This window comes from Erwinia sp. E_sp_B01_1, from assembly GCF_036865545.1.
In the GTDB taxonomy this organism is placed as follows: domain Bacteria; phylum Pseudomonadota; class Gammaproteobacteria; order Enterobacterales; family Enterobacteriaceae; genus Erwinia.
The window spans coordinates 1,806,640-1,831,484 of sequence record NZ_CP142208.1 but is presented as its reverse complement, the minus strand read 5'-3'; the positions used below and the strand labels follow the sequence as shown (position 1 = coordinate 1,831,484).

Genomic DNA, 24,845 nt, shown 5'->3' with positions numbered 1-24,845 from the left:
TCTGACTGATTATGCCTGAAAAATCCCGATACACCCTGCCTGTTAAAGCAGGTGACCAGCGCCAGTTAGGGCAACTGACCGGCGCTGCCTGTGCGGTTGAATGCGCAGAGATCATCGAACGCCATTCTGGCCCGGTGATGTTAATCGCCCCCGACATGCAAAATGCCCTCCGTTTGCAGGATGAAATCAAACAATTTACCGATGAGCCGGTGATGAACCTGGCTGACTGGGAAACGCTGCCCTTTGACAGCTTTTCACCGCATCAGGATATTATTTCATCCCGCCTTTCGACGCTCTATCAACTGCCCATGCTGGAACGCGGTGTTCTGATCCTGCCGGTCAACACGCTGATGCAGCGCGTCTGCCCGCACAGCTTCCTGCATGGCCATGCGCTGGTGATGAAAAAAGGACAGCGTCTTTCGCGCGATACGTTACGAAGCCAGCTCGAACAGGCTGGCTATCGCCATGTGGATCAGGTGATGGAACACGGCGAATATGCGACCCGTGGCGCGTTGCTGGATCTCTATCCGATGGGCAGCGATCAGCCCTACCGGCTCGACTTCTTTGATGACGAAATTGACAGCCTGCGCCTGTTCGATGTCGACAGTCAGCGCACGCTGGAAGAAGTCCCGGCGGTGAATCTCCTGCCTGCGCATGAATTCCCGACCGATAAAGCCGCCATTGAACTGTTCCGCACCCAGTGGCGCGAACACTTTGACGTTCGCCGTGAATCCGAGCATATCTATCAGCAGGTCAGTAAAGGGACGCTGCCCACGGGGATAGAGTACTGGCAGCCGCTGTTTTTCGATCGGCCGCTGCCCTCCCTGTTCAGCTATCTGCCTGCCAGTACGCTGCTGGTGAATACCGGAGATATGGAAACCAGTGCTGACCGCTTCATGCTGGATGTCACCTCAAGGTATGAAAACCGCCGTGTCGATCCGATGCGCCCTCTGCTGCCCCCTGAAAAATTGTGGCTGCGCACTGCGGAGCTGTTAACAGAATTTAAGAAATGGCCGCGCATTCAGCTGAAAAGTGAAGCGCTGCCGGATAAAGCCGCCAACACTAATCTGGATTACCAGACGCTACCCGATATTGCGGTGCAGGCGCAGGCGAAAGCCCCGCTGGATTCGCTGCGGCGTTTTCTGGAAGAGTTTACCGGGCCGGTGATATTTTCGGTCGAGAGTGAGGGCCGGCGTGAGGCGCTGCAGGAGCTGCTGGCACGCATTAAAATTCTGCCAAAAAGCATTCATGCGCTGGGTGATGCCGCTAAAGCCGGTCACTATCTGATCATTGGTGCCAGTGAGAAAGGCTTTATTGACGGGCTGCGTAACCGCGCGCTGATTTGCGAAGGCGATCTGCTGGGCGAGCGGGTCAGCCGCCGTCGTCAGGATAACCGCCGCACCATCAATCCGGATGTGCTGATCCGCAACCTGGCCGAGCTGCATTCGGGTCAGCCTGTGGTGCACCTTGAACATGGCGTAGGGCGCTATATTGGCCTGACTACGCTCGAGACCGGCGGCATCACCGCCGAGTATCTGATGCTGACCTATGCCGGTGACGCCAAGCTCTACGTGCCGGTTTCTTCGCTGCACCTGATCAGCCGCTATGCCGGTGGCGCGGATGAAAATGCCCCGCTGCATAAACTGGGCAGCGATGCCTGGTCACGCGCCCGACAGAAAGCGGCGGAGAAAGTCCGTGATGTTGCCGCTGAGTTGCTGGATATTTATGCTCAGCGTGCCGCCAAGACCGGCTTCGCCTTTAAGCACGATCGCGAACAGTATCAGCTTTTCTGCGAGAGTTTCCCGTTTGAAACCACGCCGGATCAGGCTCAGGCGATCAATGCCGTGCTCAGCGATATGTGCCAGCCGCTGGCGATGGATCGCCTGGTTTGTGGTGATGTGGGCTTCGGCAAAACCGAAGTGGCCATGCGCGCCGCCTTCCTTGCGGTGGAAAACCACAAGCAGGTCGCCGTGCTGGTGCCCACCACCCTGCTGGCTCAGCAGCATTACGATAATTTCCGTGACCGGTTTGCTAACTGGCCGGTGCGCATTGAGATGCTCTCCCGCTTCCGTACCGCGAAAGAGCAGACCAGAATCCTGGCAGAAGCCAGCGAAGGAAAAATCGATATCCTGATTGGCACGCATAAGTTGCTGGCTAATGAGATCAAATGGCGTGATTTGGGCCTGTTGATCGTCGATGAAGAGCATCGCTTCGGCGTGCGCCACAAGGAGCGCATCAAAGCGATGCGTGCCGATGTGGATATTCTGACGCTGACCGCAACGCCAATCCCCAGAACGCTGAATATGGCGATGAGCGGGATGCGCGACCTGTCGATCATCGCCACGCCGCCTGCCCGCCGTCTGGCAGTGAAAACCTTTGTGCGTGAATTTGACGATCTGGTCGTGCGTGAAGCTATCCTGCGTGAAGTGCTGCGTGGCGGCCAGGTCTACTACCTCTACAATGACGTGGAGAATATTGAAAAAGCCGCTCACCGCCTTTCAGAGCTGATTCCTGAGGCCAGGGTAGCTGTCGGTCATGGCCAGATGCGCGAACGTGAACTGGAGCGGGTGATGAATGATTTCCATCATCAGCGCTTTAATGTGCTGGTGTGTACCACCATCATCGAAACCGGTATCGATATTCCCACCGCCAACACCATCATTATCGAACGTGCCGATCACTTTGGTCTTGCCCAGTTGCACCAGTTGCGTGGCCGTGTGGGACGATCGCATCACCAGGCTTATGCCTGGCTGCTGACGCCACACCCTAAAGCCATGACCACCGATGCCCACAAACGCCTGGAAGCTATCGCCTCGCTGGAAGATTTGGGGGCGGGCTTTGCTTTGGCAACGCACGATCTGGAGATTCGTGGTGCCGGAGAGTTGCTGGGTGACGATCAAAGTGGACAGATGGAAACCATCGGCTTCTCGCTCTATATGGAGCTGCTGGAAAATGCGGTGGATGCGCTGAAAGAGGGTCGCGAGCCCTCTCTGGAAGATCTCACCAACAACCAGACGGATATTGAGCTGCGTATGCCTTCCCTGCTGCCGGATGATTTTATTCCGGATGTCAATACGCGTCTGTCGTTCTATAAGCGGATCGCCAGCGCTCAGGAAGAAGGTGAGCTGGAAGATCTGAAAGTGGAATTGATTGACCGCTTTGGCAAGTTGCCTGATGCCGCCAGAAACCTGCTGGATATTGCCGCTCTGCGCCTGATGGCGAAGAAAATCGGTATCCGCAGAGTGGAAGCCAGCGACAAAGGCGGCTTTATAGAGTTTGCTGAGAAGAACTCTGCCGATCCGGCCTGGCTGATTGGATTACTGCAGAAAGAGCCGCAGCACTGGCGGCTGGATGGCCCGACCAAAATCAAATTCATCCGCGATTTAGGCGAGCGTAAGGTGCGTGTGAAGTGGGTGCGGGAGTTTATGGATCAGGTGCTGGCTAACGCCGCCTGAGCCTGCCCCTGACCAGTAACCAAAAATAGCGGCCTGAGCCGCTATTTTTTTCAGTAGAAAAGGATTATGTCCGGTTGTTCAGGACCAGCTGGCCATTGTTGTCCAGTGGGATGCGGGTGCCTGGGTCGTTTTCCATGCGGATTTTACCCTGCTCATTACCTATTTTATAGGTAACATCATACCCCATCATCTTTTCCTGCTTGTCGTAGACCGTTTTGCAGCGCTGTTCGGTAGTGGTATAGGTATCACGATCCTGCATGGCACCCTGCACCTGATTACCGCCATAGCCCCCTGCCACAGCACCCGCTACGGTAGCCACATCGCGACCGCGACCGCCACCAAACTGATGCCCCAGCACACCGCCCGCGACAGCACCCAGAACCGAGCCGGCTATCCGGTGTTCATCCTGTACTGCCCGACGGTGGGTCAGCGTCACGTTACGGCACTCCTGACGCGGGTTCTTGGTGGTTTCTTTAATCGGGGTTGCGGACAACACCTGTGCAAATTGCGGGCTACGATCAAATACGTTCATACCTGCTACAGCTGCGACACCCAGTGCCGCTGCTACGCCAATTCCAATACCCGCCAACATTGATTTATTCACAGGACATCCTCCTGAAATTGTTACCGCGCATTTTTGTCTGTTGCCCATCCCTTGGCAGAGACATCGACCTGGCGTGCGCGACGCGCCTTTTGGTACTGAAGTAAATTTTGCGCAACAGGACCAATTGTGACAATAAGAAAACAGGACGAAATGACTCAGGGCAGTCATAAGTGAATGCTTTTAAGAGTCTTCTTAACGGGGGGTTTGAAGGGGTGTAAAAGAAGAAAGGCTTATAGTAACGGGGTCACTATAAGCCTCAGGCTGGCAAATTACGTGGTACTACAAGGGCTAAAAAGCGATCAATGCAGTTTCAGGCGCGGGCGGATAACCCGGTTAATACTGCCCACCAGCATCATCAGGCCGGTTTTGAAATAGCCGTGCAGCGCCACCTGGTGCATACGGTACAGCGAGATGTAGACGAAACGAGCAATGCGCCCTTCCACCATCATAGAGCCCCGCATCAGGTTCCCCATCAGGCTGCCCACCGTACTGAAGCGTGAAAGCGAAACCAGTGAACCGTGATCTTTATAGACGTAGGATTTCAGGCTCTGGCCTTTGATCTGCGCCAGAATGTTGCTCATGACCAGTGAAGCCATCTGGTGCGCTGACTGCGCGCGAGGCGGGACAAAACCGCCAGAAGGCAGGGCACAGGACGCACAGTCGCCAATGGCAAAGATATTGTCATCCAGGGTGGTCTGCAACGTAGGTTTTACCACCAGCTGGTTGATGCGGTTGGTTTCCAGGCCGCCAATCTCTTTCATAAAGTCAGGCGCCTTGATCCCGGCAGCCCAGACCATTAAATCGGCTTCAATGAATTCGCCCGACTTGGTGTTTAGCCCTTTTTTCTCCGCGCTGGTCACCATAGTCTGGGTCAGCACGCGCACGCCGAGTTTGGTCAACTCCTGATGCGCAGCGGTAGAGATTCGCGGCGGCAGCGCCGGCAAAATTCGTTCACCGGCTTCGACCAGCGTCACGTTCAGAGCCTGATTATCTAATCCCTTGTAGCCATAGCTGTGCAGTTGTTTAACCGCGTTATGCAGCTCGGCGGAAAGCTCAACCCCTGTCGCTCCACCGCCCACAATGGCGATGTTCACTTTTTCCTTAACCCCTTCGCTGGAAGAGAATTTCAGGAACAGGTTCAGCATTTCATTGTGGAAACGACGTGCCTGATGCGGGTTATCCAGGAAGATGCAGTTGTCCTTAACGCCCGGCGTACCGAAGTCATTGGACGTACTGCCCAGCGCCATCACCAGGGTGTCATAGGCCACTTCGCGTGCGGGGACCAGTACTTCACCTTGCGCATCACAGATCTCAGAGAGCTGAAGGCGTTGGCCTTCCCGATCGATGGTAGTCAGCGTGCCTAACTGGAACTGGAAGTGGTGATTACGGGCATGGGCCAGGTAGCTCAGGCCATCAATGCCCTCATCCAGCGAACCGGTCGCCACTTCATGCAGCAAAGGTTTCCAGAGATGGCTGTGGTTGCGATCGATCAGCGTAATTTCAGCCTTTTTCTTACGTCCCAACTTGTGACCCAGCTGAGTGGCAAGCTCCAGCCCACCAGCCCCCCGCCGACAATTACAATCTTCTTCATTGGTGTAGTCAATTGACCCCCTTAAAATGTAAACCAGTCGTTAACTAAAGGTTAAATTAATATCCTTAGTAAACATAGGGTTGGCGAGTTTAAGTCGCTATCTGTAAGCAGAATACCACGGGGAAGAAGAAGAGATCTCTTAAAATTGATGCAGGTCAATTTTTGCCAGTAAACTCAGAATAGTACGAAGAATTCAGCAGGGACGCTCTGCCAGCAGAACGTCCCATAACCGGTTAGCCGAGGGTTTTAAACGCTTTGATTCGCTGCAAATGTGGGGCGATATTTTTGAATTTATGGCTCTGAACATCGTCCCAGATAATTTCATAGAAGCTCTGGAGTGCCCCGGCAGATCGCTGACTGTTCAGCACCTCGTCCTCACGCGAGAGTATAACCAGGCAGCGATCGCGGTTTTTCTCACGAAAATTGCTGACGCATTTAGTGGCAATATCCTCGTACTCTTCCGGACGATTAATTTTGCCCGCCATATTCTCTTCAGGCCACAGATTCGGGTTGAAAATGACCTGACGGATGTCGCTGAGAAAACCAATCCGCTCTGCCCAGAATCCACCCAGCCCTACGCCACAAATCATCGGCCTTTCATCATCACAGCGACGCAGGATTTTATCGGCCTCGTTCAGCAGATACTGCATGTCGTGCTTTGGATGCAGAGTGCTGTAACTGAGCAGACGTACGTCCGGATCGATAAATTGCAGCTGGAGAACCTTTTCGTGGTTTCCCGGACTGGTGGAATCAAAGCCGTGCAGATAGATAATCATCGCCATCCTCGTTGAGAATTGCCGTCAGCTGCCTTTCTGCTCCAGCCAGCGCGTTTGCAGCGCGGTCAGGGCCTGATTCGCCTCTTTCCAGCGGGGAGAATCCAGCAGTTGCTGGCGGGTAAATGTGCCACGATGGTACAGCCTGCTGACGCGTTCTGCGTTGATCGGCGACAGATTATCCAGCACGCTGACTGCGCCCTGGCGATTGTTGCAGACCAGAATCATATCGCAGCCCGCATCCAGCGAAGCCTGCCCCCGCTCGGCATAGCTGCCCATAATCGCCGCGCCTTCCATCGACAGGTCATCGGAGAAGATCACGCCATCGTAGCCCAACTCGCCACGCAGCACGGTTTTCAGCCAGTGGGAGGAGCCGCTGGCGGGTCGGGGATCTATCTGAGTATAGATAACGTGGGCTGGCATAATAGCGTCCAGCGCCTGTTCCCCGATCAGCGTTTTGAAGATTTGCATGTCATGCTGGCGGATCTCCTGCTCGCTGCGATCGTCCCTTGGTGTCTCCTTATGGGAATCTGCGCTGACGGCACCGTGGCCAGGGAAATGCTTGCCGGTCGTTTTCATACCGGCAGCGTGCATGCCGCGAATAAACTGACGGGCCATACGCAGCGCAATCGCCGGATCCTCATGGAAGCTTCGCTCACCAATGGCCGCGCTGCCGTGACCGATATCCAGGACCGGAGCAAAACTGATATCAATGTCCATGGCGATCATTTCTGAAGCCATCAGCCAGCCGGCCTGCTCTGCCAGCTCTGCCGCTTTCGCCTCGTTGTTCAGGGCGTGGAAAGCCTGCATCGCGGGCAGAGGAGTAAAGCCTTCGCGGAAGCGCTGAACGCGGCCGCCCTCCTGATCCACAGCCACCACCAGACGATGCCGGGAAGCCTCACGAATCTGACGGACCAGCTCCGCCAGCTGCTGAGGATCGTGATAATTACGGGCAAACAGGATCAGCCCACCTACCAGTGGGTGCTTCAAGATTTCACGCTCTTCTGCATCCAGCTCATAGCCGTGCACGTCTAACATTACCGGTCCCACACTTCACCTCTTAATCTGATAACACTCGCTGCCAGGCTTCTGCTGCCAGCGTGAAAAACATCGCATCCTGACTTTGCTGCCAGCGTAACTCATACCAGCTGGCCATCAGCAGCCGCAACCACGGCTGCCAGCGGCGCATTTGTCTGCCAAGCAGTGACGGATCCAGCTTCTGCTGCTGCGCATAAACGGCGATGAGTTGAGTCTGCTGTTGGCAATCCAGGTTATTCCCCGCAACGATAGCTGCCAGCTCCAGCGCCACATCCCCATCGCTGGCATACTCCCAGTCGATAAGCCGTATTTCCTCGTTATGCCGGATAACGTTACCGGCATGAATATCCATATGTAACAGCGCCAGACGCAGGGGTCTGGGTTCGCCCCGCTGCTGCAAACGCTGAAGCGCACGCAGCCAGCTATGATGCCGCCGCTCTGGCCTGCTCAGTAGCCAGTATTGCTCCAGCAGCTTTAATACGGAGAGTCGGTAGCCACTGAGCCGCTGTTGATGCAGAGTGGCCACCTGCCGGGCAAGCGGTTCAAGCTGCTGAACAAACGTCTGATGATCTAACACCTCCCCAGCCTGCCAGCTCAGCAGTAGCCACTCGCCGGCATAACCGCAGACCTCAGGCGCGAGATGACGGCCAGAAAGCTTGCGTAAAATATGGTATTCGCGACGACGGTCCACGCCCGGAACCGGGGCAGCCTTATTCTGATGCCGCGCCAGCAGGGTGATATCCCCCACCACCACTTTACCCGTCTGACCGGTGAGCCCGGAAAGCGGAAAAAAGAACCGGCGGATTGCGCCGCCGGATACTGTTGGGAAAGTAGTCTGCTTAACGCCGGATCAATGCTGTACGACACCATTGCCTGACCAGATAATTTCACCGGTCTGTACCAGCATCAACTGCATCTGCAGCGTGGGAGATTTCACCTCACCCTGAGCGTTGCTGTAAAGCACGTACTGGGCGTTGACGTATCGGGCCAGACCCACGGCTTTGCTGCGCGATCCCAGGCTGTCTTCAGCCGACAGGCCAAGCGTCTGCTTAGCGGTTGCCAACTGCTGTGGAGTCACCAGGGTAAACTGGGTATTGTTTTCCAGCGCAGATTGCAGGGCTGCCGTGGCTTTGGACGTTTGCAGACTGCCATTGGTACTGTTTTTCACGCCGTCCACCAGCAATACGCTGCCTGCCGTCACGCCGTCTGCTTTTAACATCCGGGCGATCATTGGGCTGACGCTGGCATCCCAGTTAATCGACTGGAGTTTCGGCGGCTGCGGCACGGTTTCACCCGGCTGAGGCTGAACCGGCGGCGGTACGGGCTGAGTCGGCTGAGTGGGCTGAGCCGGTTCAACGGGCGCAGGAGGCTGTTGGCGCTGTTGTTCAGTGACACAGCCACTGAGGATCAGCGCCAGTAACATCACGCCTGAGAGTTTAAATACTTTCCTTTCCACGCAATAATCTCCTAAAGATACAGATAGAGCCTGACTTTACTGGCCGTCAGGTTACCCGTTTGCGATGAAATTTCAACTTTGCTGTTTGCCGCTACGGAAGCGGTACGCGGACGTTCAAACGGGGTAATTTCCAGACCATTTTCGTCATACCAGTAGAAGCGGTAGTTTACCGTCACCGCTTTATCCTGCTGGTTGTAAAGCACGGCTGATGCCCGCTGCTGCCCTTCATGCTCAGAAATCACCGGCTCATCAGTGGTGATCCCGGCAGAGAGTACGGAAGATTCCATCACCAGCGACTGAGACGTGTTGATGGTAGCATGCTCGCTGCTGCAGCCGCTGAGCAGCGCCAACAACGTAATGCCTGTGACAAGAGTCCGCATAATCATTTTTGTCCGCATCAAAATTACCCGGCCAGCATCGGGCCTAAAGGCTTACCGCCAAGCAGATGCAGATGGATGTGATAGACCTCCTGACCGCCGTGCTGATTGCAGTTCATGATCAGCCGGTAGCCATCTTCTGCAATGCCTTCATCTTTAGCAATTTTGGCGGCAATGGTGATCATGCGTCCCAGCGCAGCTTCGTGACCGGCTACGGCATCGTTAGCTGTGGGGATCAGAATATTAGGAATGACCAGAATATGGGTTGGGGCTTTGGGTGAGATATCCCGGAAGGCAGTAACCAGATCGTCCTGATAGACGATGTCCGCAGGGATTTCACGTCGGATAATTTTACTGAAAATCGTTTCTTCGGCCATGGGGCAAATCCTTAGCAAAGAGATGAGTTCTGGCAGTATGAGCGAGTTATTTGTTTTCTTTCAACCTTCCCGTCACTTTTCTTACTTTAATTGCGCGTGTTTGCAGCATCTGGCCCTGATTCAGCGATAAAAAAGGGGGCTTTCGCCCCCTGTTTACCATGGTCAGGCATTGCCAATCAGGTACTACGGATAAAGTCGTCCATATCCGTTTTCAGGTTATCAGATTTCGTGCCAAAGATGGCCTGAACGCCCGATCCCGCGACCACTACACCGGCCGCGCCCAGTTTTTTCAGCTCTGGCTGATTCACTTTTGCCACGTCAGCCACGCTGACCCGCAAGCGGGTGATACAGGCATCCAGATTGGTGATGTTTTCTTTACCGCCAAACGCGGCCACCAGGTTGCCCGCCATTTCAGTGGCAGAACCGGTAGATTGCTCTGCGCTGGTCTCTTCACGGCCCGGTGTTTTCAGGTTGAATTTGGCAATCACCAGGCGGAATAGCGTGTAGTAAACCAGGCCATAAACGATCCCCACCAGCGGGAACAACCAGATTTTGCTGCTGTTTCCACTCAACACCACAAAGTCGATCAGACCGTGTGAGAAGCTGGTGCCATCACGCATACCCAGCAGAATACAGATTGGGAAGGCCAGGCCAGCCAGCAGGATATGGATCCCATACAGCACCGGCGCCACGAACATAAAGGAGAACTCGATCGGTTCGGTGATGCCGGTCAGGAATGAGGTCAGTGCCGCTGAGATCATAATCCCGCCCACTTTTGCGCGGTTCTCTGGTTTGGCAGAGTGCCAGATGGCAATCGCTGCCGCTGGCAGACCGTACATTTTGAACAGGAAGCCGCCGGAGAGCATACCGGCAGTAGGATCGCCCGCCATATAACGTGGAATATCCCCGTGGAAAATCTGGCCTGCGGCGTTGGTAAACTCACCAATCTGCATCTGGAAAGGTACGTTCCAGATGTGATGCAGACCAAACGGCACCAGCGTACGCTCAATCAGACCGTAAAGACCAAAGGCCACCACCGGGTTCTGATAAGCCGCCCACTGGGAGAAGTCCTGAATCGCTGAGCCAATTGGCGGCCAGATAAATGACAGCACCACACCCAGGAAGATGGCAGTAAAGCCAGAGATAATAGGAACAAAACGTTTACCGGCAAAGAAGCCCAGATATTCCGGCAGCTTGATACGGTAGAAACGGTTAAACATCCAGGCCGCAATGGAACCTGCAATGATCCCGCCGAGAACGCCGGTATCTGCAAGGTGGCTGGCTTCAATCTGAGCCGCTGGCAGATGCAGTACCAGGGGAGCCACTACCGCCATGGTTTTCACCATGATCCCGTAAGCTACAACGGCCGCAAGGGCGGAGACACCGTCATTATTGGTAAAGCCCAGCGCGACACCAATCGCAAAGATTAACGGCATGTTGGCAAAGACGGATCCACCCGCTTCAGCCATCACCTGTGACACTACCAGTGGCAGCCAGCTGAAATTGGCGGAACCCACCCCCAATAAAATACCGGCAATCGGCAGAACCGAGACCGGTAACATCAGGGATTTGCCCACCTTTTGCAGGTTTGCAAAGGCATTTTTGAACATAATGTGAAGCTCCTGAGTATAAGTGCTGTTTCCACGCGTTCAGCGCGATAACGGGAGGGAGATTCCCGCTTTTAGGTGAGCGTCTTTGCGCTCTGGGTATTTATTACGAAGAGTAAAATAAATCGGCAAAACATTGTTTGATGGCTATCACGTTTTATTTAACATCTGGCACTATGCCAGTAGAACAGCGCAATCAACGCCCGTTTTCAGCATAAAAAAACGCATTGCCCCAACAGAGCAATGCGGAAAGACAGGGTATAAATAGTGCTCAGGAGGAATTCAGCTGTCCGTCAGCCTGGAGAGCGGAACATGGAACAGTTTTGAAAAGTTTTGCGTGGTCGCTTCAGCCATCTGCTCAATGCTCACCCCTTTCAGTACCGCCATGTATTCGGCGACATCGCGGGTATAAGCCGGCTGATTCTCTTTGCCACGATGTGGAACAGGGGCCAGGTAGGGCGAGTCAGTTTCCACCAGTATTCGATCAAGCGGTACATAACGGGCAGCTTCGCGGATCGTCTCCGCATTGCGGAAGGTGACGATGCCAGAGAAGGAGATATAAAAGCCCATATCCAGCAGTTTTTTCGCCGTATCGCGATCTTCGGTAAAGCAGTGCAGTACGCCGCCGCAGCCTTCAACTTTTTCTTCTTTCAGTATTGCCAGCGTGTCTTCTCGCGCCTCGCGGGTGTGCACAATCACCGGTTTATTCAGGTCACGTCCTGTGCGGATGTGCTCGCGGAAAGAGGCCTGCTGCTGCGCTTTGGTCTCCTGTTGATAGAAGTAATCCAGCCCGGTTTCACCCATGGCTATCACCCGCTCATCCGCTGCCAGCTGACGCAGTTCGGCAAAGTCGTAGGCTTCTTCCTGATTCAGCGGATGAACGCCGCAGGAGTATGCCACGTTGGGACGATCGCCAATCAGCGTGGTCATCGCTTTGTATCCGGGAAGCGTGGTGGCTACTGCCAGCATAAATTTGACGTCACGGGCGGCAGCTTTTGCCAGCACGTCACTGACGTCCTGGTGCTGTGATTCATAATCCAGACCATCAAGGTGGCAATGCGAATCTACTAAAAACATAATTACTCTCTATCCGGACAGGCCAGTTGGCGAGGCGTGCAGCATTTGCTCCCACCCCAGCAACTGGTCAGTTAATAATAATTCACGGTTTACGGCCACTACGTTAAGCAGGCGATCGCGGCAGACCATCCACTGACGAACGCTCTGATCCAGCGCGTTGGCGGGCAGCTGTAAAGCTATCTCCGCAATCAGCGCCTGTTGATCGACGTTGGCGATATACTGGCCGCCGCCCTGCTGCCATTTCAGGGCATCCACCAGCAGGGCGCAGAGCCAGCCGGTGCGTTGTACGGCGTTATCATGGTTCAGCACGGCCAGCAAGCTTAGCATATCCTGCCGTAAAGCCGTGGGCAGCGCGAGGCACAGCGCCTGCCGGGATGCCCAGCTCTTTTCCTCTGACAGCTCCGCAGCCGCAGCCGGGGCACCGCCGCTGAGCCGCAGTGCAGTCATCCCATCCTGTTCCGTTACCGGCTTCTGCTTCAGCAACCAGTTCAGGCTCTGGGCTTCATCCGGAGGAGCAAGGTGGAAGTTAAGACAGCGGCTGCGCAGGGTTGCCAGAAGTAGCGCGGGCTGCTGACTGCTGAGCAGGAACCAGGTATTTTTCGGCGGCTCCTCCAGCGTTTTCAGTAAGGCATTGGCTGCTGCTTCAGTTAACTGTGCCGCATCCGGGATCCAGACGACTTTGGCCCCGCCCTGTTGAGCATGATGATAAAGCTTTTCCGTTACGCCGCGGACTGCATCAATCCCCAGCGAACTTTTGCCCTTTTCTGCTTCCAGGCTATACCAGTCAGGATGGGTGTGAGCCTGCATTAACTCGCAGGCATGACACTTGCCGCAGCTTTTTAAATCGTCCCGGCGCTGACACATCAGCCAGCGACTGATGCCCCACGCCAGCGAGGCATCCCCCATCCCTGGCAATGCCTGGACCAGCAGGGCATGGTGGCCCCGGCCGGCCTGATGCTGGCTGATGATTTGACGGTAAGGCTGATTCAGCCAGGGATACCAGTTCATTGCTGGCCCTTCAGCCAGGTCAGCAGCGTGTTACGGATAGCTTGTGAAACCTCTTCCAGCGAGCGCGTGGCATCAATTGTTTTGATACGTTTATCTTCAGCCGCCAGCGCCAGATAGCGCTCACGGGTGCGGATAAAGAAGTTCAGCGACTCCTGCTCGATTCGATCCAGCTCGCCCCGTGCTCTGGCACGTTGCAGACCAATTTCTGGCGTCACATCGAGGTAGAGCGTCATATCCGGGGAAAATGTCCCCAGCACGCTCTGTTTAAGCTGAGCCATCAGCACCCGGTCCATGCCACGTCCGCCGCCCTGATAGGCCTGAGAAGAGAGATCGTGGCGATCGCCAACCACCCAGGCTCCCCGTGCCAGCGCGGGTTTGATCACATTTTCCACCAGCTGCACGCGTGCGGCATAGAGCATCAGTAGCTCAGCCTGATCGGTAACCTGCTCGCCTTCGATTCCCTGCTTGATCAGCTCACGCAGTTTTTCCGCCAGGGGTGTTCCGCCGGGTTCACGGGTAAAAACGATCTCGGCTATCCCCTGCTCACGCAGAGTAGCAACGATAACCTCGCGCGCAGTGGTTTTGCCCGCGCCTTCAAGTCCTTCAATGACGATGAATTTACTGTCCATTTTTTCCTTTACCGCCAGACGCCAGGCCTGCACGGCACGATTATGGCTGGCAAGATTGGTGGTAAAGGTGTGCCCCCCTTTACCATCGGCCACAAAGTAGAGAAAGTTAGTTTTCAGCGGGTGTGCTGCTGCTTCCAGCGAAGCTTTTCCTGGCATAGCAATAGGGCCTGGCGGCATACCCGAAATAACGTAGGTATTATAAGACGTTGGCGTCTCCAGATCTTTACGTGTCAGCGCGCCTTTATAGTTTTCACCCATACCATAAATGACCGTGGGATCGGTTTGCAGCCGCATGCCAAGGCGCAGACGGTTAATAAAGACCGAGGCAACTTTACTGCGCTCTTCACTTACCGCCGTCTCTTTTTCGATGATTGAAGCCATGGTCACTAAATCGTTTTTGTCTTTGTAGGGCAAGTTTTCAATCTTTCCCTGCCACTGATCGTCCACCAGTTTCACCATGCGCTCATGGGCACGCGTCAGCAAGGCAACATCCGTGGTGTTAGCCGTGTAGGCATAGGTGTCCGGGTAAAACCAGCCTTCCACATCCTGCTCTGATAATTTCAGCGCTGCAGCCACGGTTGCCAGCTTATCATCACTCAGCGTGTGTTTAACGTAGGGAGCACTGCGTAACGTTGCGAGCCACTCCTGCATCCGCGTTCCTTCTACAAAACGCACCGGGAACTGGGCTTCTTTCCCCAGGGCCAGCAGCTCCAGCATTTGGCGTACCGTCATGCCCTGGGTGAAGCGATAGGTGCCGGCTTTAAAGTTTGCCAGTTCAGGCTCCAGTTTCAGCAGCCAGCCAAACCACAGGCTCTGCGGCACTATGTGCTGCTTGTTCAGCTCTGCTTCCAGCACCACCCGGCCCGAACCGGCTGGCAGGGTGAAAATAGTTTCTTTATTGATGGTCAGTGTTGAGTCAGCAAACTGACGGATTTGCCAGTAGCTGAACGCAATGGCCGCCACAATAATCAGCACAATCCCGGTGAAGAGTTTTCTTTTTACTGTCATGAAATTTCCCTGTTAATCGTCTTGAGGGCGTAGCAGGTTGAAAAGGTGACGCGAGGAGTAGTGCCAGTTTTCGATCTGATACACCGGCAGCACCGGCATCAGGGCATTAGTGATCAGAACTTCATCTGCATCGGCCAGCACTTCAGGAGGTCGGCTGACGATCTGCACTTCGGTGCCCTTTTCGTGCAGCTGCTGAATTAACTGCTGACGCTGAATTCCGTCGACGCCCGACTGGCTGAGATCGGGGGTAAACACCTGTTTTCCCTTGCGCCAGAACAAATTTGCCGCACAGCATTCCACCAGGCTACCGTCAGTGTCAAGCACCACCGCCTCGTCTGCGCCGGTCTGGTCAAGCTCTGTACGGATCAGCACCTGTTCAAGCCTGTTGAGGTGTTTGATCCCCGCCAGCAGCGGGTTTTTTCCCAGCCGGATGGTGCTCAGGACGAGCCTGACGCCCGTTTGCCTTAGCTGCAGGTAGTGAGCCGGATAATCCGAGAGATAGATCAGACGGGTTGGCTGGCCACAACCAGCGGCGCTGTACCCTCTTCCACCCTGACCACGGGAAAGAATGACCTTCAAAACGCCAGTCTTGCAGGTCGAAGCAGCAAAAAGCATCTCTTCGTGCAGCGCTGTCCAGTCTACGTTCCGGATCATCAGCCGCTCACATCCCAGGGTCAGTCGCGCAAGGTGGGCTTCTGTGGCTACCACTTTACCCTGCCAGATGCGCGCGGTAGTGAAGCAGCCGTCACCAAACTGAATGGCACGATCGCGGGCAGAGAGGCTTTCCTGAGGTTCACCGTTTATCCAAATCATTACTTTCCCCTCGTGAAGATCGCACAGCGGTAAAGATTACCCGCATAGCCCGGCAGAATCATCCGATTGTCCGTGCAGAATTGTACAGAAATGAAAAAAACGTCCGGGTTGCAAACAAAAAAGGCCCGCTGTCTGAGCGGGCCTTCAGGAGTGGCAAAAAATCAGACTTTGCGGAAAATCAACGAACCGTTGGTTCCACCAAAGCCGAAGGAGTTACACAACGTGTACTCCAGACCTTTTACCTGACGTGCTGTATGTGGCACAAAATCCAGATCGCAGCCCACATCCGGATTATCCAGATTGATGGTCGGCGGAATAACCTGGTCGCGCAGCGCAAGAATCGAGAAGATAGACTCTACCGCGCCAGCTGCACCTAAAAGGTGACCGGTCATGGATTTGGTCGAACTCACCATCACAGTAGCCGCACTTGCGCCGAAAATGTTCTTCACCGCCTGTGTTTCAGCTTTGTCCCCGGCTGGCGTGGACGTACCGTGTGCGTTGATATAACCAATCTGCTCTGGCGACAATTGCGCATCTTTCAGTGCGTTTTTCATTGCCAGGGCTGCGCCAGCACCGTCTTCAGGCGGTGAGGTCATATGGTAAGCATCGCTGCTCATGCCAAAGCCAACCAGCTCAGCATAAATTTTCGCACCACGTTTTTTAGCGTGTTCGTACTCTTCCAGCACCATCAGACCCGCACCATCGCCCAGCACGAAGCCATCACGATCTTTATCCCAGGGACGGCTCGCCGCCTGGAAATCTTCATTGCGGGTGGAGAGCGCACGTGCAGCGCCAAAGCCGCCTATACCCAGCGGCGTACTGCCTTTTTCTGCTCCGCCAGCCAGCATCACATCGGCATCGTTATACGCAATGATACGCGCAGCCTGACCAATGTTATGCACACCGGTAGTACAGGCCGTGGAGATGGCGATACTTGGGCCTTTCATGCCATACATAATAGTCAGGTGACCCGCTATCATGTTCACAATCGTGGAGGGAACGAAGAAAGGACTGATTTTACGCGGGCCGCCGTTGACCAGCGAAGCGTGGTTCTCTTCAATCAGACCGAGACCACCGATACCGGAGCCGATAGCGGCACCAATACGATCGGCATTCTCATCAGTAATGACCAGACCGGAATCCTGCATGGCCTGAATGCCAGCGACAACGCCGTACTGAATGAAGGCATCCATCTTGCGCTGATCTTTGCGCGAGATAAATTCTTCACAGTTAAAATCCTTTACTAAGCCAGCAAAACGCGTTGCGTAGGCACTAGTATCAAAATGGTCGATCAGGCTGATGCCACTCTGACCGGCAACAAGAGCATTCCAGGTAGACTCTACGGTATTGCCGACAGGAGACAACATGCCAAGACCGGTCACAACTACACGACGCTTAGACACGTTCGTCCTCCAGGGAGGGAAAAAATGACAGGGACACTGTGTGGGACTTTCAGATAAAACTCAGGCGGTCGAATGACCGCCTGGAGATGCTCACTTACGCCTGGTGACCATTGATGTAATCAATAGCAGCCTGAACGGTAGTGATTTTCTCAGCTTCTTCGTCCGGAATCTCGGTATCAAACTCTTCTTCCAGAGCCATTACCAGCTCAACGGTATCAAGAGAATCAGCGCCCAGATCTTCTACAAAAGAGGCAGTATTAACAACTTCTTCCTGCTTAACGCCAAGCTGCTCGCCAATGATTTTCTTAACGCGTTCTTCGATAGTGCTCATACTATTAAATTTCCTATCAAAACTCGCTTTCGCGATGGTTTTCGTAGTGTATAAAATGGTGAAAAAGATGCAACTAAATCCCGGCTGGTCAAACCACGAATTTACCTTATTTTGCGGGTTTTACCGCAAATAACGCAAATAGTTTTCGTGATTATCAGACCATATACATCCCGCCGTTGACGTGCAGCGTCTCACCAGTGATGTACGCAGCCTCGTCGGAGGCTAAAAATGCGACGGCATTGGCGATTTCCTGCGCGCCGCCGAGGCGACCCGCTGGCACTTCCGCCAGAATGCCCGCACGCTGATCTTCAGTCAGCGCACGCGTCATGTCGGTTTCAATGAAACCAGGAGCCACGACGTTAACGGTAATACCACGTGACGCGATTTCACGCGCCAGTGACTTGCTGAAGCCGATCAAACCCGCTTTTGCTGCCGCGTAGTTTGCCTGGCCCGCATTACCCATCGTTCCGACTACGGAACCAATGGTAATAATTCGGCCTACGCGTTTCTTCATCATAGCGCGCATTACCGCTTTTGACAGGCGGAATACGGAAGTCAGATTGGTGTCCAGAATATCCTGCCACTCATCATCCTTCATACGCATCAGAAGATTATCACGCGTAATGCCAGCATTATTGACTAAAATGTCCACTTCGCCAAATTCAGCACGAATATTTTCCAACACGCTCTCAATTGAGGCGCTGTCGGTCACATTCAGCAGCAAGCCTTTGCCATTCGTGCCCAGATAAGCACTGATGGCATCCGCGCCGCTCTGGCTGGTCGCTGTACCGACTACTTTCGCGCCGCGTGCTACCAGTGTTTCTGCGATAGCACGGCCAATGCCGCGACTTGCACCGGTAACCAGTGCGATTTTTCCTTCAAAGCTCATGTTCATCCTCGTCTGACTGTTAAAGCGCCGCTGACAGGCTGGCCGGATCGTTTACCGGTGCCGCGGTCAGGGTGTCAACAATACGTTTCGTCAGGCCGGTCAGCACCTTTCCAGGGCCAACTTCCAGCAACGACGTCACGCCTTCCTGTGCCATAAATTCCACACATCCGGTCCAGCGGACCGGGTTGTACAGCTGACGAACCAGCGCACTACGGATCGCCTCAGGCGAGGTTTCACACTGCACATCAACGTTGTTAACCACCGGAACTGTCGGGGCGTTGAAGGTCAGTGCTTCCAGTGCAGCGGCCAGTTTATCGGCAGCGGGTTTCATCAGAGCACAGTGAGAAGGTACGCTCACAGGTAACGGAAGAGCACGTTTGGCGCCAGCTGCTTTGCAGGCTGCACCAGCGCGTTCTACCGCTTCTTTATTTCCGGCAATAACAACCTGACCAGGGGAATTAAAGTTAACAGGGGAAACCACCTGACCCTGTGCAGACTCTTCACAGGCTTTTGCAATGGCTGCGTCATCCAGGCCGATAATGGCCTGCATCGCACCCGTTCCTTCCGGAACCGCTTCCTGCATCAGTTTGCCACGCAATTCAACCAGTTTGATCGCTTCCGCGAAATCGATCACCCCGGCACAAACCAGCGCACTATACTCGCCCAGGCTGTGTCCCGCCAGCATTGCAGGCGTGGATCCGCCTTTTTCCTGCCAAACGCGGAAAATAGCAACAGATGCGGCCAGTAAAGCCGGCTGAGTCTGCCAGGTTTTGTTCAATTCTTCAACCGGCCCCTGCTGCACCAGTGCCCAAAGGTCGTAGCCCAGAGCATCTGAGGCTTCACGGAAGGTTTTTTCTACCGTCGGGTTCTCTGCAGCCAGTTCAGCCAGCATACCCACCGTCTGGGATCCCTGTCCCGGGAAAACCATAGCAAATTGCGTCATTGTTATGTCCTGTTAATCAAAAACGAACCAGCGCCGAGCCCCAGGTGAATCCACCGCCGAAGGCTTCCAGCAGAATAAGCTGACCACGCTGAATACGACCATCACGCACGGCTTCATCCAGTGCGCAAGGCACAGAAGCGGCGGAAGTGTTGCCGTGACGATCAAGGGTTACCACGACTTTTTCCATCCCCATGCCCAGCTTGCGGGCAGTGGCGCTGATGATGCGCAGGTTAGCCTGATGTGGCACCAGCCAGTCAATCGCTTCACGTTCCAGGTTGTTCGCCTGCAGCGTCTCTTCCACGATATGGGCCAGTTCCGTCACCGCTACCTTGAACACTTCGTTCCCGGCCATGGTGACGTAAGAAGGTTGATCCTGATTCTCACGATCCTGATTGGAGAGCGTCAGCAGCTGGCCATAACGGCCATCGGCGTGCAGATGAGTAGAGATAATCCCCTGCTCTTCGCTTGCGCCCAGCACTACCGCACCTGCGCCATCACCAAACAGGATAATGGTGCCACGATCTTCAGGATCGAGCATGCGCGCGAGCACATCAGCACCAATCACCAGCGCATGTTTTACCGCGCCGTTTTTGATGTACTGATCGGCCACGCTTAAGGCATAAGTGAAGCCTGCGCACGCGGCCGCCAGGTCAAATGCCGCGGCATCATCAATCTCCAGCATTTGCTGGATCATGCAGGCTGAACTTGGGAAAGCGTGGCTTGATGAGGTGGTGGCCACCACAATCAGCCCAATGTCGTTCTTATCAACGCCAGCCATTTCCAGTGCGCGTTCGGCGGCATGGAAACCCATCGTTGCTACAGTTTCGTCTGCGCCAGCAATGCGACGCTCGCGGATCCCCGTGCGGGTGACAATCCACTCGTCCGAGGTATCTACCATTTTTTCCAGATCGGCGTTAGTCCGCACCTGCTCAGGCAAATAGCTGCCCGTACCAAGAATCTTCGTATACATGTCCGTTCAGTCACTCTTAGGTAATACAGCCTGAAGGCGGGCAGCAATCCGCTCGGGAACTTGCCGCCGCACCGCCTGCTCTGCCTGTTCAATCGCTGCAGTAAATGCGCGTTGATTCGCTGCACCATGACTCTTAATCACGGAGCCGCGCAATCCTAACAGACAGGCGCCATTGTACTGGTCGGGGTTGAGGTGGCCGAAGCGCTTTGCCAGACGTTTTTTAAGCAAACGCCCTGTCAGCTTCATCCACCAGGCCCTTTTTTTACCTTCGCCTTGTGAAGTCATCAGCGAAAGAAACATTCTTACCATGCCTTCCATGGTTTTCAGGGTGACATTGCCCACAAAACCATCGCAGACAAGCACGTCCGTCTTCCCGGTAAGAAGATCGTTCCCTTCGAGGTATCCAATATAGTTAAAATCTGGCAATTCACGCAGTATTGCTGCGGCGTCCCGGATACTCGTCAATCCCTTGGTCTCTTCCTGACCATTGCTCAGTAACGCAACGCGTGGCGAGGCCACCGACAGAATCTCTTCTGCCATGACCGCGCCCATGATCGCGAACTGCACCAGCATAGCGCTGTCGGATTCCACGTTTGCGCCCAGGTCCAGCAAGACTGTTTTTCCCTTTTGCTGATTCGGCAATACCGTCATCAGCGCGGGCCGCTCAATCCCATCCAGCGGTTTGAGCATTAATTTAGCGAGGCCCATCAGCGCACCGGTGTTTCCGGCGCTGACGCAGGCCCCGGCCTTACCTTCTTTCACCAGTTCAAGCGCCACACGCATTGAGGTGCCCCGGCTCTGTCTGATAGCCTGGGAAGGTTTGGCATCACTGGCAATAACCGACTCGGCAGGGATAATCTGCAGACGTGCCAGTAAGGCGGAATCAGCTTTTGCGAGTAATGACGAGATGTTGTCGGGATCGCCGACCAGAAGAAGATGCAGTTGCGAGTTAGAGGCCAGTGCCTGCATTGCAGCAGGCACTGTCACGCAGGGACCGAAGTCCCCGCCCATGGCATCTATCGCCAGGGTCAGACGTGGCAAAGTATCGCCTTGCGTATCCGCAAGAATTACTTAACGATGACCTTGCGACCGCGGTAGTAACCATCCGCAGTGATGTGGTGACGCAGATGCGTTTCGCCAGAAACTTTATCTACGGAAAGAGATGCTGTGGTCAGAGCATCGTGTGAACGACGCATGCCACGCTTGGAACGGGTTGGTTTATTCTGTTGTACGGCCATGGACCTTACTCCTAATTACTTACGCTTTAAACTGGCTAATACGGCAAATGGGTTTGGTTTTTCCGCCTCTTCAGGCAGTTTACCAAAGACCATGTCCGCCTCGGACACTTCACAGTGTTCAGAATCATGCACCGGAACGACAGGCAGGGCGAGGATAATTTCATCTTCAACCACCGCCAGCAGATCGATTTCGCCAAACTCGTTGACCTCGATCGGCTCGTACGCTTCCGGCAGTGCTTCAGCCTGTTCGTCAGTGACGACCGGACTGAAACAATACGTTACGTGGGCCTGATGCGGGAATGACCCGCCGCAGCGTTGACAGCACAGCGTTACGGAGACCGCAGCCGTACCGTTAAGTACCGCTAAACGCTGGTTGTCGATCGCGAACGACATGGTGCACTCTACATCTGTGTCCACGCTCACTACTGATTCGGCAATACGCTTCACCTGTTCAGGGGTGTAGACGCCCTGATAATCAAGGCGTTTTTGAGCGGTACGAACCGGATCAAGAGTCAGGGGTAATTTTACCTTTTGCATAGGGCGCGCATATTATCTTTGTAACGAGATAGAGTCAAAGAAAAAGGCCGGTTTACAGCATCTTTCACCCAATATTCGCATCCAGTGCGGCGCACAGTTTAAAATGCATTGAAGTGATTCGCTATCTATTCTGGAAAAAAGATGACACAACTTGTACTGGCTTCAACCTCCCCTTTCAGAAAGAGCCTGCTGGAAAAGCTGGGCCTTGCCTTTATCACCGCGGCACCTGAGGTAGATGAATCTCCTCAAGTTAATGAATCTGCTATTGATTTAGTACAACGTCTTGCCGCTGCCAAAGCTCAGGCGCTGGCAGATAAGTATCCACAACATTTTATTATTGGCTCGGATCAGGTGTGTGTGATTGACGGCAAAATAACCGGAAAGCCGCACACTGAGGAGAACGCGCGCAAGCAATTAAGTCAGGCAAGCGGGCACAGCGTCATTTTTTATACTGGCCTGGCACTTTTTGACAGTGCAAATAATCATCTGCAGGTGATTTGTGAGCCATTTAATGTTGATTTCAGGCATCTTACCGATAAAGAAATTGCCCATTATATTGCGAAAGAGCAGCCGCTGAATTGCGCCGGGAGTTTTAAAAGCGAAGGATTAGGGATAACGCTGTTTGACCGGCTTTCCGGCCGGGATCCTAATACGCTGGTAGGGCTACCGCTGATTGCTTTATGCGAGATGCTGCGTAAGGTGGGTGTGGATCCGTTAGCGTAATAGAAGGTGCTGGTTGAGCAAAGGTAAATTGCTTTCAGGGTCAGGGCATGGTCAGGAAGAGTGGTTATCTGAAAAGGGGTAAGTTGCCTTCAGGGTCAGGGGCATGGTCAGGAAGAGTGGTTATCTGAAAAGGGGTAAGTTGCCTTCAGGGTCAGGGGCATGGTCAGGAAGAGTGGTTATCTGAAAAGGGTAAGTTGCCTTCAGGGTCAGGGGCATGGTCAGGGAGAGTGGTTATCTGAAAAGGGGCAAGTTGCCTTCAGGGTCAGGGGCATGGTCAGGAAGAGTGGTTATCTGAAAAGGGGTAAGTTGCCTTCAGGGTCAGGGGCATGGTCAGGAAGAGTGGGTTGAACACAAAGACGCAAAAAGCGTCATCCATGACAGCTCGGCCCGGCACGTCCATGTGCCGGGACGCTTTGCTTATCAACCCACTCCCCCTTCCCTTTAGTTTCAGTTTCGCCTGCAGTAATGGGGATACACAGGTCAAAACCACAGGTAACAGGAATAATGACCGGTTACTCAGGTTTTGGTTTTGACCTGTGCAGCCTCCAGGCTAGCCAACGACACTGAAGATGAGGGGGCGCCAGGGGGCCTGTTAACCGGGTCTCAGCCACATGGACGTGGCTGCGAAGTCTCCAGGGACGGATTCACGACGTCCCGGATAACAGGCCCCCTGGCGACGCCTTGTCACCGCGCCGTTCCTGACCTTGCCCTTAAACAATTAAGCAAGTGAGCAATTGAGCAAATGAGCAAATGAGCAATTGAGCAATTGAGCCTGAAATCATTTAGCCGGGGCAGTTTTACGCAACACTTCCAGGCAATGCTTCAACTCTTTATCCAGTGGCGCTTCAACCCGCATGACTTCGCCCGTGTTGGGATGGGTGAACTTCAGCGCGGCAGCATGCAGGAATAACCTTTTCAGGCCGGTTCCTTTAAGCTGGGCATCAAAGTCGCGCTCGCCATAACGATCGTCAAAGGCGATGGGATGGCCCGCATGCAGGGTATGTACACGAATCTGATGAGTACGGCCCGTAATCGGGCTGGCTTTTACCAGCGTGGCATGAGCATAGCGCTCTTCCACTTTGAAACGGGTTTCAGATGGCTTACCTTCGCTGTTAACCCGCACAATTCGCTCGCCGCTTTGCAGAATATTTTTCAGCAAGGGTGCCTGCACTGCTTTGATATGAGAAGGCCACTGTCCGCGTACCAACGCCAGATAATCCTTCTGCATCCCCTTCTCCCTCAACTGCTCGTGCAGCGAACGCAGCGCTGAACGCTTTTTAGCAACCAGCAGGATGCCAGAGGTATCACGATCAAGACGGTGAACCAGCTCCAGGAAACGGGCTTCGGGACGCAGCGCACGCAGCCCTTCAATGACGCCAAAGCTCAGTCCGCTGCCACCATGAACGGCGGTCCCTGACGGTTTGTTCAGCACCAGCAGGTAATCGTCTTCAAAAATGATCGCGTCGGATAACGCTGCCACCTTATCCAGCTTAGGCGACACAGCCTCGTCATCGCGCTCCGCCACCCTTACTGGCGGAATACGGATCTCATCACCCGCTTCAAGTTTGTATTCAGGCTTGATTCGCCCTTTGTTCACCCGCACTTCGCCCTTACGCAAAATGCGATAAATCATGCTCTTCGGCACCCCTTTTAGCTGGGTACGTAAAAAGTTGTCGATGCGTTGTCCTGCCTCATCGGCAGAAATCGTCACCATTCGGACTGCTGGAGTATTGGTTTTCATGGTCGGCGATTCTAAATAGAGCGCCAGGATAGCGCCACTTCTTTTTCTGTGCTTAACTGACAGTGACCCTTGTGGGTGATGATTTATGACCAGTTTTTGGGCAATTTGTGGAAATGCGATGCAAATCTCTTTAAAAGCGGCAATAAACGCCACCTTCATCAAAAGTCACCTTGCTATCACAAGGTTAGCAATGGAATAATGCTAATGTTTTACCCGCTAAACCTTGTGAAACAAGAAAATAGCGTAATAAGAAGTTT

General features: G+C 54.1%; 23 protein-coding genes and 2 pseudogenes. 2 read left to right on the top strand and 23 right to left on the bottom strand.

Translation table 11 applies throughout. The annotated features are described in order from the left end of the window. Positions 1-11: 11 nt before the first annotated feature. Complete coding sequence (gene mfd / locus VRC33_RS08875; RefSeq protein WP_338562917.1) at positions 12-3,455, top strand: transcription-repair coupling factor; 3,444 nt, start codon at positions 12-14, stop codon at positions 3,453-3,455. A 64-nt stretch (positions 3,456-3,519) separates the two neighbouring features. Here mfd and VRC33_RS08870 read toward each other — a convergent pair whose 3' ends face one another. The 22 genes and pseudogenes from VRC33_RS08870 to yceD form a co-directional block, all read right to left on the bottom strand. Further along, positions 3,520-4,059, bottom strand: a complete 540-nt coding sequence (locus VRC33_RS08870) for a glycine zipper 2TM domain-containing protein (protein ID WP_338562915.1) — start codon at positions 4,057-4,059, stop codon at positions 3,520-3,522. 299 nt (positions 4,060-4,358) lie between these two features. Further along, positions 4,359-5,662: pseudogene (locus VRC33_RS08865) on the bottom strand (NAD(P)/FAD-dependent oxidoreductase). A gap of 221 nt (positions 5,663-5,883) precedes the next feature. Then, positions 5,884-6,426: an alpha/beta hydrolase YcfP gene (ycfP, locus tag VRC33_RS08860; RefSeq protein ID WP_338562913.1), complete on the bottom strand. Its 543-nt coding sequence runs from the start codon at positions 6,424-6,426 to the stop codon at positions 5,884-5,886. 24 nt (positions 6,427-6,450) lie between these two features. Then, the gene (gene nagZ, locus VRC33_RS08855) at positions 6,451-7,461 is read right to left on the bottom strand and encodes a beta-N-acetylhexosaminidase (RefSeq protein WP_338562911.1); all 1,011 of its coding nucleotides are present in this window, start codon (positions 7,459-7,461) and stop codon (positions 6,451-6,453) included. Between the two features lie 22 nt (positions 7,462-7,483). Continuing rightward, positions 7,484-8,215: a thiamine kinase gene (gene thiK / locus VRC33_RS08850; RefSeq protein WP_338562909.1), complete on the bottom strand. Its 732-nt coding sequence runs from the start codon at positions 8,213-8,215 to the stop codon at positions 7,484-7,486. A gap of 96 nt (positions 8,216-8,311) precedes the next feature. Beyond that, positions 8,312-8,917, bottom strand: coding sequence for a penicillin-binding protein activator LpoB (lpoB, locus tag VRC33_RS08845; RefSeq protein ID WP_338562907.1), 606 nt, complete (start codon positions 8,915-8,917; stop codon positions 8,312-8,314). 11 nt (positions 8,918-8,928) lie between these two features. After that, positions 8,929-9,297, bottom strand: a complete 369-nt coding sequence (locus VRC33_RS08840) for a DUF1425 domain-containing protein (protein ID WP_338562905.1) — start codon at positions 9,295-9,297, stop codon at positions 8,929-8,931. A 23-nt stretch (positions 9,298-9,320) separates the two neighbouring features. Beyond that, positions 9,321-9,671, bottom strand: coding sequence for a purine nucleoside phosphoramidase (hinT, locus tag VRC33_RS08835; protein WP_338562903.1), 351 nt, complete (start codon positions 9,669-9,671; stop codon positions 9,321-9,323). 176 nt (positions 9,672-9,847) lie between these two features. Beyond that, entirely contained in the window at positions 9,848-11,281 is a 1,434-nt protein-coding gene (ptsG, locus tag VRC33_RS08830) for a PTS glucose transporter subunit IIBC (protein ID WP_338562901.1), read from the bottom strand. Between the two features lie 279 nt (positions 11,282-11,560). Continuing rightward, a complete protein-coding gene (locus VRC33_RS08825) occupies positions 11,561-12,355 on the bottom strand; it encodes a metal-dependent hydrolase (protein ID WP_338562899.1) in 795 nt (264 codons plus the stop codon). A gap of 9 nt (positions 12,356-12,364) precedes the next feature. Then, positions 12,365-13,363 carry a DNA polymerase III subunit delta' gene (gene holB, locus VRC33_RS08820; RefSeq protein ID WP_338562897.1) on the bottom strand — a complete coding sequence of 333 codons (999 nt, stop codon included), beginning with the start codon at positions 13,361-13,363 and terminating at the stop codon, positions 12,365-12,367. Further along, on the bottom strand, positions 13,360-13,992 hold the full coding sequence (gene tmk, locus VRC33_RS08815; protein ID WP_338564196.1) for a dTMP kinase: 633 nt from the start codon (positions 13,990-13,992) through the stop codon (positions 13,360-13,362). The genes holB and tmk overlap by 4 nt, the downstream gene beginning before the upstream one ends. Next, positions 13,993-15,000, bottom strand: a pseudogene (gene yceG, locus VRC33_RS08810) (cell division protein YceG); the annotation flags it as partial. A gap of 12 nt (positions 15,001-15,012) precedes the next feature. Continuing rightward, entirely contained in the window at positions 15,013-15,813 is an 801-nt protein-coding gene (pabC, locus tag VRC33_RS08805; protein WP_338562894.1) for an aminodeoxychorismate lyase, read from the bottom strand. A 161-nt stretch (positions 15,814-15,974) separates the two neighbouring features. After that, positions 15,975-17,216 carry a beta-ketoacyl-ACP synthase II gene (gene fabF, locus VRC33_RS08800; RefSeq protein ID WP_338562892.1) on the bottom strand — a complete coding sequence of 414 codons (1,242 nt, stop codon included), beginning with the start codon at positions 17,214-17,216 and terminating at the stop codon, positions 15,975-15,977. A gap of 94 nt (positions 17,217-17,310) precedes the next feature. Next, on the bottom strand, positions 17,311-17,547 hold the full coding sequence (gene acpP, locus VRC33_RS08795; protein WP_004157115.1) for an acyl carrier protein: 237 nt from the start codon (positions 17,545-17,547) through the stop codon (positions 17,311-17,313). Positions 17,548-17,701: 154 nt separating this feature from the next. Continuing rightward, entirely contained in the window at positions 17,702-18,436 is a 735-nt protein-coding gene (gene fabG, locus VRC33_RS08790) for a 3-oxoacyl-ACP reductase FabG (protein ID WP_338562890.1), read from the bottom strand. 19 nt (positions 18,437-18,455) lie between these two features. Beyond that, the gene (gene fabD, locus VRC33_RS08785; protein ID WP_338562888.1) at positions 18,456-19,379 is read right to left on the bottom strand and encodes an ACP S-malonyltransferase; all 924 of its coding nucleotides are present in this window, start codon (positions 19,377-19,379) and stop codon (positions 18,456-18,458) included. Between the two features lie 16 nt (positions 19,380-19,395). Further along, a complete protein-coding gene (locus VRC33_RS08780; protein ID WP_338562886.1) occupies positions 19,396-20,349 on the bottom strand; it encodes a beta-ketoacyl-ACP synthase III in 954 nt (317 codons plus the stop codon). 6 nt (positions 20,350-20,355) lie between these two features. Further along, on the bottom strand, positions 20,356-21,390 hold the full coding sequence (plsX, locus tag VRC33_RS08775) for a phosphate acyltransferase PlsX (protein ID WP_338562884.1): 1,035 nt from the start codon (positions 21,388-21,390) through the stop codon (positions 20,356-20,358). A 26-nt stretch (positions 21,391-21,416) separates the two neighbouring features. Next, positions 21,417-21,587, bottom strand: a complete 171-nt coding sequence (rpmF, locus tag VRC33_RS08770) for a 50S ribosomal protein L32 (RefSeq protein ID WP_013201675.1) — start codon at positions 21,585-21,587, stop codon at positions 21,417-21,419. 15 nt (positions 21,588-21,602) lie between these two features. Then, a complete protein-coding gene (gene yceD / locus VRC33_RS08765) occupies positions 21,603-22,124 on the bottom strand; it encodes a 23S rRNA accumulation protein YceD (protein WP_338562880.1) in 522 nt (173 codons plus the stop codon). Positions 22,125-22,265: 141 nt separating this feature from the next. Here yceD and VRC33_RS08760 point away from each other — a divergent pair, with 141 nt between their 5' ends. Beyond that, on the top strand, positions 22,266-22,847 hold the full coding sequence (locus VRC33_RS08760; protein ID WP_338562878.1) for a nucleoside triphosphate pyrophosphatase: 582 nt from the start codon (positions 22,266-22,268) through the stop codon (positions 22,845-22,847). A 778-nt stretch (positions 22,848-23,625) separates the two neighbouring features. Here the strand turns inward: VRC33_RS08760 and rluC are convergent. Beyond that, positions 23,626-24,588: a 23S rRNA pseudouridine(955/2504/2580) synthase RluC gene (gene rluC, locus VRC33_RS08755; RefSeq protein WP_338564194.1), complete on the bottom strand. Its 963-nt coding sequence runs from the start codon at positions 24,586-24,588 to the stop codon at positions 23,626-23,628. Positions 24,589-24,845: the final 257 nt, after the last annotated feature.

What these genes read in the sequence shown, in the direction of transcription:
- mfd (WP_338562917.1), top strand. Translation starts at nt 12, where the DNA reads ATGCCTGAAAAATCCCGATACACCCTGCCTGTTAAAGCAGGTGACCAG.
- ycfP (WP_338562913.1), bottom strand. Translation starts at nt 6,426, where the DNA reads ATGATTATCTATCTGCACGGCTTTGATTCCACCAGTCCGGGAAACCAC.
- nagZ (WP_338562911.1), bottom strand. Translation starts at nt 7,461, where the DNA reads ATGTTAGACGTGCACGGCTATGAGCTGGATGCAGAAGAGCGTGAAATC.
- VRC33_RS08840 (WP_338562905.1), bottom strand. Translation starts at nt 9,297, where the DNA reads ATGCGGACTCTTGTCACAGGCATTACGTTGTTGGCGCTGCTCAGCGGC.
- hinT (WP_338562903.1), bottom strand. Translation starts at nt 9,671, where the DNA reads ATGGCCGAAGAAACGATTTTCAGTAAAATTATCCGACGTGAAATCCCT.
- ptsG (WP_338562901.1), bottom strand. Translation starts at nt 11,281, where the DNA reads ATGTTCAAAAATGCCTTTGCAAACCTGCAAAAGGTGGGCAAATCCCTG.
- VRC33_RS08825 (WP_338562899.1), bottom strand. Translation starts at nt 12,355, where the DNA reads ATGTTTTTAGTAGATTCGCATTGCCACCTTGATGGTCTGGATTATGAA.
- holB (WP_338562897.1), bottom strand. Translation starts at nt 13,363, where the DNA reads ATGAACTGGTATCCCTGGCTGAATCAGCCTTACCGTCAAATCATCAGC.
- tmk (WP_338564196.1), bottom strand. Translation starts at nt 13,992, where the DNA reads ATGGACAGTAAATTCATCGTCATTGAAGGACTTGAAGGCGCGGGCAAA.
- pabC (WP_338562894.1), bottom strand. Translation starts at nt 15,813, where the DNA reads ATGATTTGGATAAACGGTGAACCTCAGGAAAGCCTCTCTGCCCGCGAT.
- acpP (WP_004157115.1), bottom strand. Translation starts at nt 17,547, where the DNA reads ATGAGCACTATCGAAGAACGCGTTAAGAAAATCATTGGCGAGCAGCTT.
- fabG (WP_338562890.1), bottom strand. Translation starts at nt 18,436, where the DNA reads ATGAGCTTTGAAGGAAAAATCGCACTGGTTACCGGTGCAAGTCGCGGC.
- fabD (WP_338562888.1), bottom strand. Translation starts at nt 19,379, where the DNA reads ATGACGCAATTTGCTATGGTTTTCCCGGGACAGGGATCCCAGACGGTG.
- VRC33_RS08780 (WP_338562886.1), bottom strand. Translation starts at nt 20,349, where the DNA reads ATGTATACGAAGATTCTTGGTACGGGCAGCTATTTGCCTGAGCAGGTG.
- rpmF (WP_013201675.1), bottom strand. Translation starts at nt 21,587, where the DNA reads ATGGCCGTACAACAGAATAAACCAACCCGTTCCAAGCGTGGCATGCGT.
- yceD (WP_338562880.1), bottom strand. Translation starts at nt 22,124, where the DNA reads ATGCAAAAGGTAAAATTACCCCTGACTCTTGATCCGGTTCGTACCGCT.
- VRC33_RS08760 (WP_338562878.1), top strand. Translation starts at nt 22,266, where the DNA reads ATGACACAACTTGTACTGGCTTCAACCTCCCCTTTCAGAAAGAGCCTG.
- rluC (WP_338564194.1), bottom strand. Translation starts at nt 24,588, where the DNA reads ATGAAAACCAATACTCCAGCAGTCCGAATGGTGACGATTTCTGCCGAT.